We start from the raw sequence: 14,848 nt of genomic DNA, 5'->3' as shown, positions 1-14,848 counted from the left end.
TGAAGGTCGGTTCGGAGCCAACCCAGATGGTCAGGCCCATGGCGGCGATTTGCGCGTCGTGATGGCGTACGGCTGCCGCGAATCGGTCTGTTGTCGACATGATGTTGTACTGCCATGAGATCAGGCGAGAATGTTACCTCAGTCGGCACTGCTCTGGCGTACTTCAGATCCAGCCGACGACGGGTGGAAGCCAGCCCGAGGGGATAGACGACCACGGCTACCCCCGAGCCGTGCCTACGGACTGCCCACCGATGTGGCGACGGCCGGTGATCTCTGCACCAACATTGTTGGGGACACGCCCTAGGAGGGTGAGGCGAGAGGGGGCATTCACGACGTTCCGGGCAAACGAAACCGGAGCACTGGCCGCAAGGTCGGTGCTCCGGTGTGGGGCGATGCGAGGCTGTGTGATTTCCCGTTCGCTTTACGAGGCCGGGCTGGTCTGCTTCTTGTAGAAACCGGTTTCGGCCAGCACGTCCTGTTCCGCAAAGGCAGCCTTTTCGCGGGCTGCGCTTTCGCTGGTATCGAGAACCGATCCCAGCCAGGCGGCAAGAAACGCCAGAGGCATCGAGAAGAGTGCCGGTTGTTCGTAGGGGAACAAGGCGGTCGGATTGCCGAGAACAGTCACCCACACGGCCTTGGAGCAGACCACCAGCAGCAGGGCCGAAATCAGTCCAGCCATGGCGCCGAGAACGGCACCCCGAGTGGTCAGACCTCGCCAGTACATGGAGAGTATCAAGACCGGGAAGTTGGCTGAAGCGGCAATGCCCAGCGTCAGACCGGACAGGAACGCCAGATTATGCTTCTCGAACATGATCCCGAGAACGACCGCGAGCACGCCCAGGCCCAAGGAAGCAATCTTGGACACCTTGATTTCATCGGCCTCGGTTGCCGTGCCCTTCTTGATTGCGTTGGCGTAGATATCGTGCGAAATCGCCGAGGCTCCGGCCAGAGCGAGGCCCGATACCACCGCCAGGATGGTTGCAAACGCCACTGCCGCCATGAAGCCGAGCAGCAGGTTGCCGCCCACGGCATGCGCCAGATGCATTGCTGGCATGTTGCCGCCGCCCAGCAATTTCCCGCCGATGATCCCGCCCTCGAAGTACTGCGGGTCGGTGCCGACGAGTACAACGGCCGACAGACCGATCAAGCCGATCATCAGGAAGAAAAAGCCCATCAGGCCTGTGGCGACAAAGGCGCTCTTGCGCGATTCCACGGCATTCGGTACCGTAAAGAAACGCATCAGGATGTGCGGCAGGCCAGCGGTACCGAAGACCATTCCAAGTGCCAGGGAAACCGCGGATACCGGGTCGGCGAACATGACCCCAGGGGCGAGGATCTTGATCCCGTCCTTATGCACGGCGGCGGCTTTGCTGGCCATCGTTTCAAAACTGAAGCCGAATTTCGAGAAAGCCAGCAACGCCATCAAGGTGCCGCCGGCAACCAGCAGGACCGCCTTGACGATCTGTACCCAGGTGGTCGCCAACATTCCCCCGAAGGTCACATAGATGACCATCAACACGCCAACAGCCACGACCGCGATCCAGTACTCAACTCCGAACAACAATTTGATCACCTGGCCGGCACCCACCATCTGAGCAATCAGATAGAAAATGACCACCGTCAGCGAGCAGATCGCCGCTGTCGTTCGTACCGGGCGCTGCGACAGACGAAAAGAAGTGACATCGGCAAAGGTATAACGCCCGAGATTGCGCAGCCGCTCGGCCATGATGAAAAGAATCATCGGAAAGGCCACGATCAGGCACAGGCAATAGAGAAAGCCGTCATAACCCTTGGCGAAAATCAGGCTGCTGATGCCGAGCAGGGTGGCTGCCGAGAGCAGGTCGCCAGCGATCGCAAAGCCATTCTGGGTGCCGGTGATGCCTCCTCCTGCGGCATAGTAATCGCTGGCCGTCTTGGTGCGCTTGGCTGCCCAATAAGTGATCCCGAGCGTGATCGAGACAAAGAGCAGAAACATTGCGATTGCCGGAATGTTGGCAGTTTGCCCTTGTTTGTCTGATGCGGCCAGAGCCAGGCCTGTCCAGGTCAGCAATCCAAGACTCGTGGTCAATTTTGCGGTCAGTCCATTCATTTGCTGGCCTCCTGCACGATCTGGTCGGTTAGGCCGTCAAAATCGCGGCTGGCGCGGCGAACATAGATGCCGGTCGCTACCCAGAAAAACACGATCATTGCCACTCCCAGTGGAATGGCGATGGTGGTCACACCAGCGCCTGATACGGGTATTGCCAGGAGGCTTGGTTTGAACGCCACGATCAATACGAAAGAAAAGAACACGCCCAAGGTGCTGCCAGCCAGCAACCAAGCCAGTCGCTTGCGGCGACTGACCAGTTCTGCGTATCTAGGATCGTTGAGAATCCTACGATAAATTTCGGTGGACATACGACTCTTGTCTCCTCTTGATGAATTCGAGGGGCCTGTATTTGGATGCGTCCCTCGATGGTCTGCTTGTCTTTTTGATGTCAGTTCCCAACCGCGAAAACAGGCGCTCCATCTTCTACATAGGCATCCCTCCTGACTCCTGGTCGGGGTGAATGACTCGTCTCCAGTATCCTGTGCTTCCTGTGGCGGGATGCTCGACCATCCGTTCTGCAGGCGATGGCGAGCGCACGCGTCTACGATCGTGTTGAGGTCGCCGGGGGAAGCAGGGGAGCTGGCGGGTCGTGGTCAAGGGCGCGTCCACCGAAGCGCGTCCTTAATGTGAAAGTCGCGTCAGCGACTCACGAATCTCCCCTCTCCACTCGCGGGGGGCGAAGGCGGGGTTTCGCGGAGCACTGCTCCGCGCCGCCGTAGCCGGCCTGCGATGCAGCGCGGGCCGTGGGAAGGGTCGGGGGAGAGGGGAAACGGTCATGACTTTCATCATCGGGGGTGCCTGGAAAAGTCATGACCGTTCGCTGAGCGAGGTCTGGAGCGATACCATCTGGCTGGCGGGTGCCACCACAGGCCGTTGTTGTTGGAAATAGCCTTCACTGTGAATCATCCTGGGTTTGGCCCCCAAGGTTTTTACTGCCGATACACAGTCTTCAACGAATGCGGGGCTGCCGGCGATGAAAATGGAGAATTCCGACAAATCGTTGAACAGCGAAGGGAGCACTTGTGGCACGCGGCCACAGAGACCCTCATGCTTTTCGCGTGTCAGCGTGTAGAGGTAGCGGAATCCTGGATGTTTGGCCTGCCACCACGCCATCAGACCGGACTCGTACAAATCGTCGGTGGTGCGTGCAGAGAACAGCAGGGTGACGGGTTGGCTGTAGCCACGACGCAGGGCCGCGTCAGCCAGGGCCAGTACCGGCGCCAGGCCGGAACCGGCAGCAATGCACAGCACCGGTGCGTCAACCGAAGGGTCTCCGATGAATGTGCCATAGGGCCCCGACAAGGTCACGGTGTTGCCGACGTTCAGACTCTGGTGTACCCACGCGCTGGTGATACCGTCGTCGACGCGCGTGATCTGCAGAGAGATTTCACCGTCTGGTCGGGGGGCGTTGGCAATCGAGTAAGAGCGTGGAGGAATACCGGACTGGGGTGAGCCAAGCAGGATGTATTGTCCTGGCCAGTAGCGCATGGGCGAGGCCAGTGGCCGTAGCCGCAATTCCAGAATGCGGGGAGTACGCATCAGGCGGTCGACGACGATGAACTCCTGGTTTTCTCGGGGCGGGAAGAGTTTGGGTTGGGCATCTTCGGTTCCCCAATCGATGACCAGCTCGTCGGAAATCGGCTTGGCCATGCACATCAGCCCGTAACCCTCATGGCGCTCCTGCTGGGAAAGGGCCATGTCCAGAACGAAACCCTGATCGAAGGTACCGCTCAGAACCTTGACCTTGCATTCTCCACAGGCCCCGGCTCGACAGTTGTTGGGCAAGGCATAACCTGCCGCTTCCAGCGCTTCGAGTACCGCGCTACCTTCCTGACATTCAACGATGTGCCCCGAAGGGTGCAAACGAATCTGTTTCATGGCCATTCACGTACTCAGCCGATTGATCAACGGCGGCCGGCAGTGGGCCGCCATACTCCGGGCAACGAAAAGTTGCCGGTCTAGAACACGGGAATGATGTCCTCCATGTCCACATCGCGAATCTCCTCGCCGGTAATGCCGACCTCGGGGATCGCCGGGAAGGGGATGTCGAACTTGTCGAGAACTCCCTTGAGGTTGAGCATCGCGTTGCGCCAGTTGTCTTTCTTGGCTTCATACTCCGGAATGTGGAAACCCGCGCTGCGGGCAATGGCCTCAGCTTCGCGCTGGTTGGCGATGAAGTCAGCCGGAATATCCCAGAAAGCCTCCGGTGGTTCGAAGAGAACGCCTGACAGGAACAGGAATCCGGCACGGATTTGCTTGGTGATCAGCGGTCGATCCGTGAGGTCGAGTTTGGGATAATCACGCTCCATCAGCGACATGCAAATCGCCATGTGCCGTCCTTCGTCCCGTCCGACATTGCGGAACGCCTCCTTGAACACCGGCTCCACACATTGCGCGGCCATCTGGTGGAAGATCGTCGCGGCGGCGATCTCGCCCATCAGGAAGGAGCTGAAAAGAACCGCGAGACTGTATTTGGGGACTGCCGTCTTGTACCCCTCCCAATAACGGGAACCGTTGTAGTACAGCCAGTGCGCATTTTTCTGGGCCTTCCGGCCGATCTCCGTTTTTGGAACGTAAGTCAGAACATCGGGGTGTTCAAGCAGTCTGGTGATGGCCATTCCGCACAGTTGCTCGTGGTTCTGCTCGTCGCGAGTCACCGAGAAAAAGCAGCGCCTGACGGCCTCTTCCTCATGGGCTTCGTAAGTCTTGATCAGCGCCGCGGCGAATACAGGGGGCGCGGAGGCGTCGAAAACGGACAGGATGGTCCACCAATAGGCCATGGCTTCCCGTTGCTCCCACGAGTATTTCGACAAATCCAGGGTGTGCCAGGGAAGCTTCTTCGGATCCCAGGCTTCGCGCAGCGAAGAGTCCCAAATGTCTTCCAGTTTTTTGGTTTTGGCGGGCCAGCTCAACGGAAAGATGTTGGGCTGCTCGGTTGCCGTCGGTAATTCCATCTTGCCAGCAATGCGCTCATGTTTCGACATGGATGATTCCCTCTCAATTTGGTTGCGTGGTTCCGAGACACCAGCGGGTATGGTGCTACGGGGGGGCTGTCGCGCCGACCGCAGAGCGGCGCTGCTCGTTGCGAAATCAAAGACCTGCCAGGAATCCAAGCCTTGGACGGTAGGCGATGGGGCTCAGGAAATCTGCTGTGGCCAGACTCGCCGACCCGCCAATTGGCCTAATAATGTTACATGTTTTTAGGGTGTGTCAAGCATTCATGTGTCACTTTAAGGTCGGTACTGCCCGGTTCTACAGGCGTATGCCGAATCAACAGGCCAGGCCCCTGCACCCACAACAATCGGATAAATTTCCTCATTTCATCACTATCAAGGGTACGTTCAGGTCGTACCTCCGATCTGGCGTGGAGTTATTATCGATACAAGGCGTTGACAGTCCGTCCTGTTCTTTGTAACGTTTCTCATTAGGACTGTTGCCAGACCACCGCCCTGATCGAGCCGTTGGCGAGGGCGATGCGTTGATCTCAAAACCATGCGGAGGAACTATGGCTCACCCCTTATTTGAAAGGCACCGCGCAACGCTGGATGCTGCCCTTGAAGCGATTCGTGTGCGCGGCTACTGGTCGGCGTATTCCGAGATGCCGAGCCCCAAAGTCTATGGGGAAACGGCGATGCAGGATGGCAAGGCCGCCATCGATGCCTTGCGTGGTCAGGAGTTTTTGCTCGACATGCCGGGGCGAATCGCGGCGGTGGCGTCCGAACGTTCGCCTTACGGCGTAGAACTGGCGATCAGCTATCCGGAATGCGATCCGCAGGCGCTCATCGACGCCGGTCTCGCGGCCATGCCGGCATGGCAGAAGATTGGTGCCGACGGTCGTACCGGAATTTGCCTTGAGGCGCTGCAGCGCATCAATCAGCGCAGCTTCGAGATTGCCCATGCGGTGATGATGACCACCGGGCAAGGCTGGATGATGGCATTCCAGGCCGGCGGGCCGCATGCGCAGGACCGCGGATTGGAGGCGGTCGCCTATGCCTGGCGGGAGATGTCCTTTGTTCCGAACGAAGCGCTTTGGGAAAAACCGCAGGGCAAGAATCCACCCCTGACGATGCGCAAGCACTTCGAGATTGTTGGCCGTGGCGTGGCCTTGGTGATTGGTTGCGGAACCTTTCCGACCTGGAATACCTATCCGGGTCTGTTCGCGGCGCTGGCAACAGGCAATGCCGTCATTGTCAAGCCGCATGAAAACGCCATTCTGCCGGCGGCGATATCGGTCAGGATCATCCGCGAAGTGCTGGCGGAAAACGGTATCGATCCGAATCTGGTGTCGCTCGCGGTGACCACCGACCGCAAGACGACGCAGGCGCTTGCCGGCAACCCGGCGGTGAAGTCTGTGGACTTCACCGGCAGTAACGCCTTCGGAGAATGGTTGAAGGAAAACTGTCGGCAGGCTCAGGTGTATGCGGAGTTGGCGGGTGTGAACAACGTGATCATCGAATCCACCGATGCCTACAAGGGAATGTTGAAGAATCTGGCCTTCACCCTGGCGCTTTACTCCGGGCAGATGTGTACGACGACGCAAGCGATCATCGTGCCGGCGGGAGGCATTGAAACCGATGAAGGGCACAAGAGTTTCGACCAGGTTGGCGCGGATCTCGGGGCCGCGCTCGACGGCTTGTTGGCGAAACCGGAAATCGCCACCGCGGTGCTCGGCGCCATTCAATCCTCCGACACCCTGGCGCGACTTGCCGACGCGGCGGCGCTTGGCGAGGTCGTGGTCGCTTCACGCAAGATCGAGCACGCGGAATATCCCATGGCAGAAGTCCGCACGCCCATCATCCTCAAGTGTGATGCTGCCGATGAAGGGGCCTACATGCAGGAGCGCTTTGGCCCGATCAGCTTTCTGGTCCGTGTGCAGAACAGCGCTGCTGCTGTCGCGTTGTCGGAGCGCCTGGTGCGCGAACATGGCGCCTTGACGGTTGGTCTCTATTCGACGCAACCCGAAATGGTCGAAGCCGTCACCGCAGCGACTTGCCGTTCCCAGGTGGCACTGTCGATCAACCTGACCAGCGCGGTTTATGTCAACCAGTCGGCCGCTTTTTCCGACTACCATGCGACCGGAGGCAATCCTGCGGCAACGACCTGTTATGCCGATGCAGCATTCGTCGCCAATCGTTTCCGTGTCGTACAAAGGCGTTATCACGTCTAGCGCTTTGGTCGACGACGGCTGCGGTGCGTGCAAGGCGTGCCGACCGGGGAAGCCAGGATCGGGTCTGCAAGGGGCGTCCGACGGTGCATTGCGGTTGCGCCGCGATCGAAATTGAGTGATCCGTGGCCGAAGGCGTTCCCCCCGGCTCGCAAGAACGGAGAACGCTCCCGGCTGGGATCGGGCCAAAAAACTGGTGAATGAAAGGGGTGTGCATGGCTTTCGAGACTATTCTTTTCTCCGTGGTGGACGGTGTGGCGCGCCTGACGCTGAATCGACCGGATCGCCTCAATAGCTTTACCGAACAGATGCACGCGGAAGTGCGGGCGGCCCTGGCGCTGCTCCGTGAGGACAAAACGGCGCGCGTCTTCGTTCTCAGTGGTGCTGGCAGAGGTTTTTGCGCCGGCCAGGATCTGGCTGATCGCAGTGTCCTGCCTGGCGAGGCCCCGGTGGATTTGGGAGCCAGTGTCGAGAACAACTACAAACCGCTCGTCCTGGCGCTCCAGAATCTGGCGATGCCCACGATCTGTGCGGTGAATGGTGTTGCCGCCGGTGCGGGCGCCAACCTTGCACTGGCCTGCGACCTGGTTGTGGCCAGCCGTTCTGCATCCTTCATCCAGTCGTTCAGCAAGATCGGTCTGATTCCGGATACGGGAGGGACTTATGTTTTACCGCAGCGTATCGGCGTTGCGCGCGCGATGGGGTTGGCTTTGCTCGGAGACAAGCTTGCCGCCGAACAGGCAGCCGCATGGGGCCTGATCTGGTCATGTGTCGATGACGCGCAGTTCGCCGAGACGGTCGACCGTCTGGCCGCACAACTCGCCTTGGCGCCGACCAAGGCGCTGGTGCGCACCCGGCAGGCGATGCGCGCCAGCCACCTCAACACCCTGGAGCAGCAACTCGACCTCGAACGCGATTTCATGCGCGAACTCGGTCACAGTGATGATTATCGGGAAGGCGTCAGTGCCTTCATGGAAAAGCGGTCGCCGCGATATACCGGCGAATAGGCCGTCCGCCCCTGGTAACACGGCTGGCGCCATGCTCGCGGTGAGGCGTCAGTGAGGCTGCGAAGTATCCGTCCAATGGATCAAGAAGAGAGGATATTTCGCCTGCCGCAGTTGCCGCAGTAAATGGTTGCAGCAACAGATTCGTCCACTGTCACCCAAGGAATCGTATTCCGTCATATTTCTAACCAAGGAGGAGATCGTGACCAGCAAAACCCCCCAGCCGGGAGATTTGGAGCCCATTGAAACCGCCAGCCGCGACGAAATTTCGGCATTGCAATTGCAGCGCCTGAAGTGGAGCCTGAAGCATGCCTATGACAACGTTCCGCACTACCAACGGACTTTTGCCGCGGCGGGTGTCCATCCAGACGATTTGCGCAGCCTTGAAGACCTGGCGAAATTCCCGTTCACGACCAAGGTTGATTTGCGGGACAACTATCCCTTCGGCTTGTTTGCCGTGCCACGTGAAAAGGTGGTGCGCGTGCATGCCTCATCGGGGACCACTGGCAAACCGGTGGTGGTCGGGTATACCCGTAACGACATAGACATGTGGGCCAATGTCGTGGCTCGGTCGATCCGCGCCGCTGGCGGGCGGCCTGGCGACATCGTGCACGTGACTTACGGTTACGGGCTATTCACCGGCGGCCTGGGTGCGCACTATGGCGCCGAGCGCCTGGGCTGTACGGTGATTCCGATGTCCGGCGGCAATACCGAAAAACAGGTCCAGATCATTCAGGATTTCAAGCCCGACATCATCATGGTCACCCCTTCATACATGCTGGTGATCGCCGAAGAGTTCGCCAATCAGGGCCTTGATGGTCGCGACTCCTCACTGAAGGTCGGGATTTTCGGAGCCGAGCCCTGGACCAACGAGATGCGTCGCGAAATCGAATCCAAGATGGGTCTCGATGCGGTGGATATTTATGGTCTTTCGGAGGTCATCGGTCCGGGCGTGGCCAGCGAATGCGTGGAAACGAAAGATGGCCCGGTGATCTGGGAAGACCATTTCTACCCGGAAGTGATCAACCCGGAGACCGGTGAAGTGTGTGCCGATGGCGAGGAGGGCGAACTGGTGTTCACCTCACTGACCAAGGAGGCTTTCCCGGTGATTCGCTACCGGACTCGCGACCTGACCCGTTTGCTGCCGCCGACGGCGCGTTCCTTCCGGCGGCTGGCGAAAATCGTCGGACGTTCCGACGACATGCTGATCATCCGTGGAGTGAACGTATTTCCGACACAGATCGAGGAAATGATCCTCCGCGACGACAAATTATCCGGGCAATACCAGATCGTGGTGTCCCGCGATGGTCTCATGGACCAAATGGAAGTGCTGTGTGAGCTGCAGCCAGGCGTCGCCAAGCAAATGTCCCCGGCCGACGTCGCAGGCGTGGGGCGGCGTTTGCAGCAGACCATCAAGTCGCTGATCGGCGTATCGACCCAGGTCCAGGTCCTGCCACCAAACTCGATCACCCGAACCTTGGTGGGCAAGGCCAAGCGGGTCATCGACAAGAGGTTGGGTAATGGCTGAAGCGTTCATTTGCGACGCGGTGCGAACGCCGGTCGGTCGCTATGGGGGCAGTCTGGCCACTTTACGGACCGATGATCTGGCCAGCCTGCCGATTCGGGCCTTGGTCGAGCGTAATCCGGGTGTCGCCTGGGAACAGGTCGATGATGTCGTCTATGGTTGCGCCAATCAGGCCGGTGAAGACAACCGCGATGTGGCGCGCATGGCCGTCCTTCTTGCGGGGCTGCCAGTCGATGTCCCGGGCACCACACTCAATCGTTTGTGCGGTTCCGGCCTGGACGCGATTGCCCAGGCCGCACGCGCGATTCGCGCCAGGGAAGCGGACTTGATGATTGCCGGCGGTGTCGAAAGCATGTCGCGGGCACCGTTCGTCATGGGCAAGGCCGCCAGCGCTTTTCAGCGCAGCCTCGAAGTGTTTGATACGACCATCGGCTGGCGTTTCGTTAACCCGAAAATGAAGGCCGCGTACGGGATCGACTCGATGCCAGAAACGGCCGAGAACGTCGCCGCCGAGTTTGCCATCAGCCGCAGCGATCAGGATGCATTCGCATGGCGTAGCCAGCAGCGCTGGGCGGCTGCCGACGCCGCCGGCCGCTTCGCAGACGAGATTCTGGCGGTCGAGATTGCGCAGCAGAAGGGCGAGCCGAAGCGCTTCGTTCGTGACGAGCATGCGCGTCCGGAAGTGACGCTGGAAGCGCTGGCGGCACTGAAGGGGGTGGTCAAGAGTGGCGGGACGATCACTGCCGGTAATGCGTCCGGGGTGAATGATGGCGCGTGTGCGCTGCTGGTGGCCAGTGAGGCGGCGGCGGTGCGTCATGGCCTGGTTCCCAAGGCGCGCATCGTCGGCACTGCAGTCGCCGGCGTGCCACCGCGGATCATGGGGATCGGGCCGGCTCCTGCGACGCGCAAGCTGCTCGCGCGTCTTGGCATCGACCTCATGGCCATCGATCTGATCGAGCTGAATGAAGCATTTGCGGCGCAGGGCCTGGCCGTGTTGCGGCAATTGGGCCTGCCCGATGATGCCGCGCAGGTCAACCCCAATGGGGGGGCCATCGCCATCGGCCATCCTCTGGGAATGAGCGGGGCAAGGCTGGCGACAACGGCCACCTACGAGCTGCAACGGCGCGGCGGCCGTTATGCCCTATGTACGATGTGCATCGGTGTCGGACAAGGCATTGCGATGTTGCTGGAACGGGTCTGAGTGGCCTTGCCGGGCGGCGAGGGGGAACTTTTGCCGCCCGGCGATCCTTTGTCCTGGATCAGGTTTTCAGCGTGCGCTGCCGATAGACGCCGGGAGCCACGCCGGTCCAGGTCTTGAACGCCCGGTAGAAAGCGGCAGCATCCGAAAAACCGATGTGTTCGGCGATTTCCTCGATCGACAGGCGAGAGTGATCGAGGCAGTCGATGGCGACGTCGCGGCGCAGACCATCCTTGATCTCCTGGAAGTTGGTGCCTTCGCCGATCAGCCGGCGGTGCAGCGTCCGCTGCGAAAACCCGACTGCTTGTGCCGCTTCGGCGATGTCCACATGCGCTGGCAGCGCATCTTTCAGGATGGCACGGATCTTCTCGCTGAGCAGGTCGGTGGCGCGATATTGCCATAGCAGATTTCCCGGCGCGGCGCGCAGGAACTGGTGTAGAGAATCGACATCCTGGCTGACTGCCCGGTCGAGGTAAGGTACCGGGATGCCCATGGCCGATACGGGAGCGGAAAAGGCAATTTCGCCGGGGAACAAACGAGCGTATTCGTCGCCGTGTATCGGACACGGCCCTGCGAAACGAACCGCCGTCAATTTGATGCGTTCGCCGATCAGCCAGGAAGCAAGGATATGCAGGCTCTTGAAATAGACGACCGGCAGAAAGGTTGGGTGTTGTTGGGAGCGGGAGGAGGGTCCGGTCAAGGTCACCCAGGCAACGTCGCCTTCCTTTCGGAAGCTCAGGTGAATCTCGTCGGTCAGCAGGCGGTGGGCTTTGACCCAGCGTGCCAGTACCACGTATAGCGACAGTGCGCCAAACAGCGATGCACGGGCAAGGAAGACAAAGGAACCCCGTCGCAGCGGCTTGGCAAGGTGGCCCATCATTTCATCGTCCAGGTCGTCCATCAGCGAAAGTACCAGAGTTTGATACTGCGTTCCGGAGATGCGTGCCAACGGCAATTCGATCAACTCGCGCCGGATGTTCGCACGTTCCAGAAACGGTTGCGGATCCTGCTGGCGGAGTTTGAGTCCACCCAGCGTTTCGCGCACGAAGCCGATGTGTACGGAGATCGGAGGCGAGTTCATGGTCACAAAAGTTTCCTGGGAATTTTGGCAAATTCTGCAATTTTTAGGCGTTCAGTGCAATGGTGTGCGGGCAGTTCTTTGCTTTAGCATTGGCAACGTGGACAGTGACGATTCAAGGTGGTTATTGACAACCGGGTGAGGCAGGACACCTGCGGGTGGTACCCGATTTTGGGAGGCAGAGATGATCGACAAGAAGTGGATTGGCTACACAGGACCAGAAGTACGCTTTGATATTGAAAGAGGAAGATTGAAATTCTTCGCGCAGGCGATCGGCGAGAGCAATCCGATCTATCTGGATCAGGGAGCGGCACAGGCAGCCGGCTACCGAGACTTGCCGGTACCCCCGACTTTCCTGCTGGCGGCTGATCTGGACTCGAATGAACTGTTCAGTACTTTGGCAAAAATGGGCGTATCGCTGGGAAAAATCCTGCATGGCGAGCAGGGCTACACCTATCACCAGCCGGTCTGTGCCGGTGAGACGGTCACGGTATGTTCGAGAATCTCCGACATCTACGACAAGAAAGGGGGTGCCCTGGAATTCATCGTCCGTGATTCCCGCGTCACCAACGCCAGCGGTGAACTGGCGGCAGAATTCCGTAGTGTCATCGTGGTCCGCAACTAGGAGAGGGTGAGATGGTCGAACAAAATATTGTGGTCAATGTGGGCGATGCCATTCCCGAGTTGAAACTGCCGCCAGTCACGCGTACGACGCTGGCCTTGTTCGCCGGCGCATCCGGCGATCACAACCCGATTCATATCGACATCGATTTTGCGCGCAAGGCGGGAATGCCCGACGTCTTTGCGCACGGCATGCTGAGCATGGCCTGGCTCGGGCGGTTGCTGACTGCCTGGGTCCCGCAGTCGCAGTTGCGTACCTGGTCGGTGCGCTTTTTGGGGATCACCCATCTGGGCGACCGCGTGACCTGTGGCGGACGGGTGCTCGAGATTTTCGAAGAAAACGGCGAACGGCGGGCCAGGCTGGAGATCCAGACCAGCAATCAGGAGGGTGAGGTCAAGATTGCCGGCGAGGCGGTGGTCTGTCTGCCCTGAGGGGATGGTGGCCATCGGACTGCGACGAGTAAGAGTCAGGAGAAAACGATCGTGCTGGCACAAATGATGAAGGAGCCGCTACTGCTCTCGAGTGTGTTGACACACGCCGAGAAGTATCACGGTGACGAAGAAGTCGTCAGCCGAATGCCTGCGGGTCAGGTTCATCGCTACACCTACCGCGATCTCGCGCAGCGTGTGCGGCAGACGGCAAGAGCGCTGCTGGACCTCGGCCTGGGGGAGGGCGCCTGCATCGCGACCCTGGGCTGGAACACCTATCGGCACCTGGAATTGTATTTTGCGATTCCCTGCATTGGCTCGGTTTGCCACACGATCAACCCACGTCTGTTTCACGAGCAGATCGTCTACATCATCAACCACGCCGAAGACGTGGCGCTCTTCTTCGACGCTTCTTTTGCCCCGCTGGTCGCCGAACTTCGACATCGCTGTCCGGGGGTGAAGTATTGGATTGCCCTGGTCGAGGCCGAAAACATCCCGGCGGACACGCCTTTCGCCCAGTCCTACGAGGCACTGCTGACGCGCCAGCCGGGTCTGCTGGAGTGGCCGTCGTTCGACGAGAATACCGCCTGTCTGCTCTGCTATACCTCCGGGACGACAGGCAACCCCAAAGGGGTTCTGTTCTCGCATCGCACGACCTTGTTGCACAGCCTGGCCACGGCCTTGCCCGACGCCTTGTCGATTTCGGCCAGTGAGGTCGTCTGCCCGATCGTGCCGATGTTTCATGCCAACGGCTGGGGTCTTCCCTACACCTGTCCGATGGTCGGCAGCAAGCTGGTCCTCGCCGGAATGAACACGGATGGCGAGAGCCTGTACCGGCTGTTCGAAGCCGAGGGGGTGACCTTTGCCGGGGCGGTGCCAACCGTTTGGCAAGGGGTGATCGATTACATGCAAGCGCACGGACTCGAATTTGGCAGTTTGCGGCGATTTCTCGTGGGCGGCTCATCCTGTCCGTTTTCGATCATTCGTACCATGTGGCACGACTATGGCGTCGAGGCCCTGCCCGGTTGGGGGATGACCGAACTCAGCCCGATCGGCACGCTGACGACGCCCAAGCGCAAGCACGCCAGGTGGAGCCCCGACCAGTTGCTGGAGTTCAAGACCAATCACGGTCGGCCGCTATTTGGCGTCGACCTGCGACTGGTCGGAAAAGAGGGGGAAGCGGTGCCATGTGATGGGCAATCCGTCGGTGAACTGCAGGTTCGCGGATTGTGGACGGTAGATACCTATTTCAAGAGCGATCGGAGCGCCCTGATCGACGGCTGGTTTCCCACGGGCGACATCGCGGTGATCGATGAGGAAGGCTACCTCAGGATTACCGACCGTTCGAAGGACATGATCAAGAGCGGGGGAGAATGGATCAGTTCGATTGAACTGGAGAACATCGCCACATTGCATCCGGCGGTGGCGATGGCGGCAGCCATTGGTGTCGCCAGCATCAAGTGGGGCGAGCGCCCATTGCTGGTTGTCGTGCTGAGGCCGGGCCAATCCGTGAGCAAACAAGAGCTGCTTGCCTGGTTCGAGGGCAAGGTTGCCAAATGGTGGATTCCTGACGATGTTCGCTTCGTTCCGGAGTTGCCGATGACCGCGACGGGCAAGCTCTCGAAACTCACACTCCGCAAGCAGTATCGGGATTTTCAACTGCCCGCAGAGGGCGAATAGCTCCGCAACGGCTTGGGTCTTGCCAAAAGGCATGCTCCGACGGGTCGGACTTCAGGTGGT

12 protein-coding genes are annotated in these 14,848 nt (G+C 59.7%); 7 read left to right on the top strand and 5 right to left on the bottom strand.

Annotated elements, in window-relative coordinates:
- Window positions 1–421: 421 nt before the first annotated feature.
- From actP to V5B39_RS05920, 4 genes are all read right to left on the bottom strand, one after another.
- Entirely contained in the window at window positions 422–2,089 is a 1,668-nt protein-coding gene (actP, locus tag V5B39_RS05935; protein ID WP_332341996.1) for a cation/acetate symporter ActP, read from the bottom strand.
- Window positions 2,086–2,397 carry a DUF485 domain-containing protein gene (locus tag V5B39_RS05930; protein ID WP_332341995.1) on the bottom strand — a complete coding sequence of 104 codons (312 nt, stop codon included), beginning with the start codon at window positions 2,395–2,397 and terminating at the stop codon, window positions 2,086–2,088. Before V5B39_RS05930 ends, actP begins: the two co-directional genes overlap by 4 nt.
- A gap of 499 nt (window positions 2,398–2,896) precedes the next feature.
- Complete coding sequence (locus V5B39_RS05925; protein ID WP_332341994.1) at window positions 2,897–3,967, bottom strand: 2Fe-2S iron-sulfur cluster-binding protein; 1,071 nt, start codon at window positions 3,965–3,967, stop codon at window positions 2,897–2,899.
- An 80-nt stretch (window positions 3,968–4,047) separates the two neighbouring features.
- Entirely contained in the window at window positions 4,048–5,073 is a 1,026-nt protein-coding gene (locus V5B39_RS05920) for a hypothetical protein (protein WP_332342002.1), read from the bottom strand.
- A gap of 521 nt (window positions 5,074–5,594) precedes the next feature.
- Between V5B39_RS05920 and paaN the strand changes: the two genes are divergently transcribed.
- From paaN to pcaF, 4 genes are all read left to right on the top strand, one after another.
- Entirely contained in the window at window positions 5,595–7,256 is a 1,662-nt protein-coding gene (gene paaN / locus V5B39_RS05915) for a phenylacetic acid degradation protein PaaN (RefSeq protein ID WP_332341993.1), read from the top strand.
- Window positions 7,257–7,468: 212 nt separating this feature from the next.
- Entirely contained in the window at window positions 7,469–8,260 is a 792-nt protein-coding gene (gene paaG, locus V5B39_RS05910; RefSeq protein ID WP_332341992.1) for a 2-(1,2-epoxy-1,2-dihydrophenyl)acetyl-CoA isomerase PaaG, read from the top strand.
- Window positions 8,261–8,459: 199 nt separating this feature from the next.
- Entirely contained in the window at window positions 8,460–9,785 is a 1,326-nt protein-coding gene (gene paaK / locus V5B39_RS05905) for a phenylacetate--CoA ligase PaaK (RefSeq protein WP_332341991.1), read from the top strand.
- Window positions 9,778–10,983 carry a 3-oxoadipyl-CoA thiolase gene (gene pcaF / locus V5B39_RS05900; protein WP_332341990.1) on the top strand — a complete coding sequence of 402 codons (1,206 nt, stop codon included), beginning with the start codon at window positions 9,778–9,780 and terminating at the stop codon, window positions 10,981–10,983. Before paaK ends, pcaF begins: the two co-directional genes overlap by 8 nt.
- A 58-nt stretch (window positions 10,984–11,041) precedes the next feature.
- On the opposite strand, the gene V5B39_RS05895 is transcribed toward pcaF, so the two are convergent.
- A complete protein-coding gene (locus V5B39_RS05895) occupies window positions 11,042–12,061 on the bottom strand; it encodes an AraC family transcriptional regulator (protein ID WP_332341989.1) in 1,020 nt (339 codons plus the stop codon).
- 181 nt (window positions 12,062–12,242) lie between these two features.
- Here V5B39_RS05895 and V5B39_RS05890 point away from each other — a divergent pair, with 181 nt between their 5' ends.
- The 3 genes from V5B39_RS05890 to V5B39_RS05880 all read left to right on the top strand — a co-directional run bounded on the left by V5B39_RS05890 (window position 12,243) and on the right by V5B39_RS05880 (window position 14,788).
- On the top strand, window positions 12,243–12,683 hold the full coding sequence (locus V5B39_RS05890) for a MaoC family dehydratase N-terminal domain-containing protein (RefSeq protein ID WP_332341988.1): 441 nt from the start codon (window positions 12,243–12,245) through the stop codon (window positions 12,681–12,683).
- 11 nt (window positions 12,684–12,694) lie between these two features.
- Window positions 12,695–13,111 carry a MaoC family dehydratase gene (locus tag V5B39_RS05885; protein ID WP_332341987.1) on the top strand — a complete coding sequence of 139 codons (417 nt, stop codon included), beginning with the start codon at window positions 12,695–12,697 and terminating at the stop codon, window positions 13,109–13,111.
- A gap of 63 nt (window positions 13,112–13,174) precedes the next feature.
- Window positions 13,175–14,788, top strand: a complete 1,614-nt coding sequence (locus tag V5B39_RS05880) for a long-chain-fatty-acid--CoA ligase (protein WP_332342001.1) — start codon at window positions 13,175–13,177, stop codon at window positions 14,786–14,788.
- Window positions 14,789–14,848 lie beyond the last annotated feature (60 nt).

This window comes from Accumulibacter sp. (assembly GCF_036625275.1).
GTDB lineage: Bacteria > Pseudomonadota > Gammaproteobacteria > Burkholderiales > Rhodocyclaceae > Accumulibacter.
The sequence above is the reverse complement of the archived record's forward strand: the minus strand, read 5'-3'. Positions and strand labels throughout refer to the sequence as shown.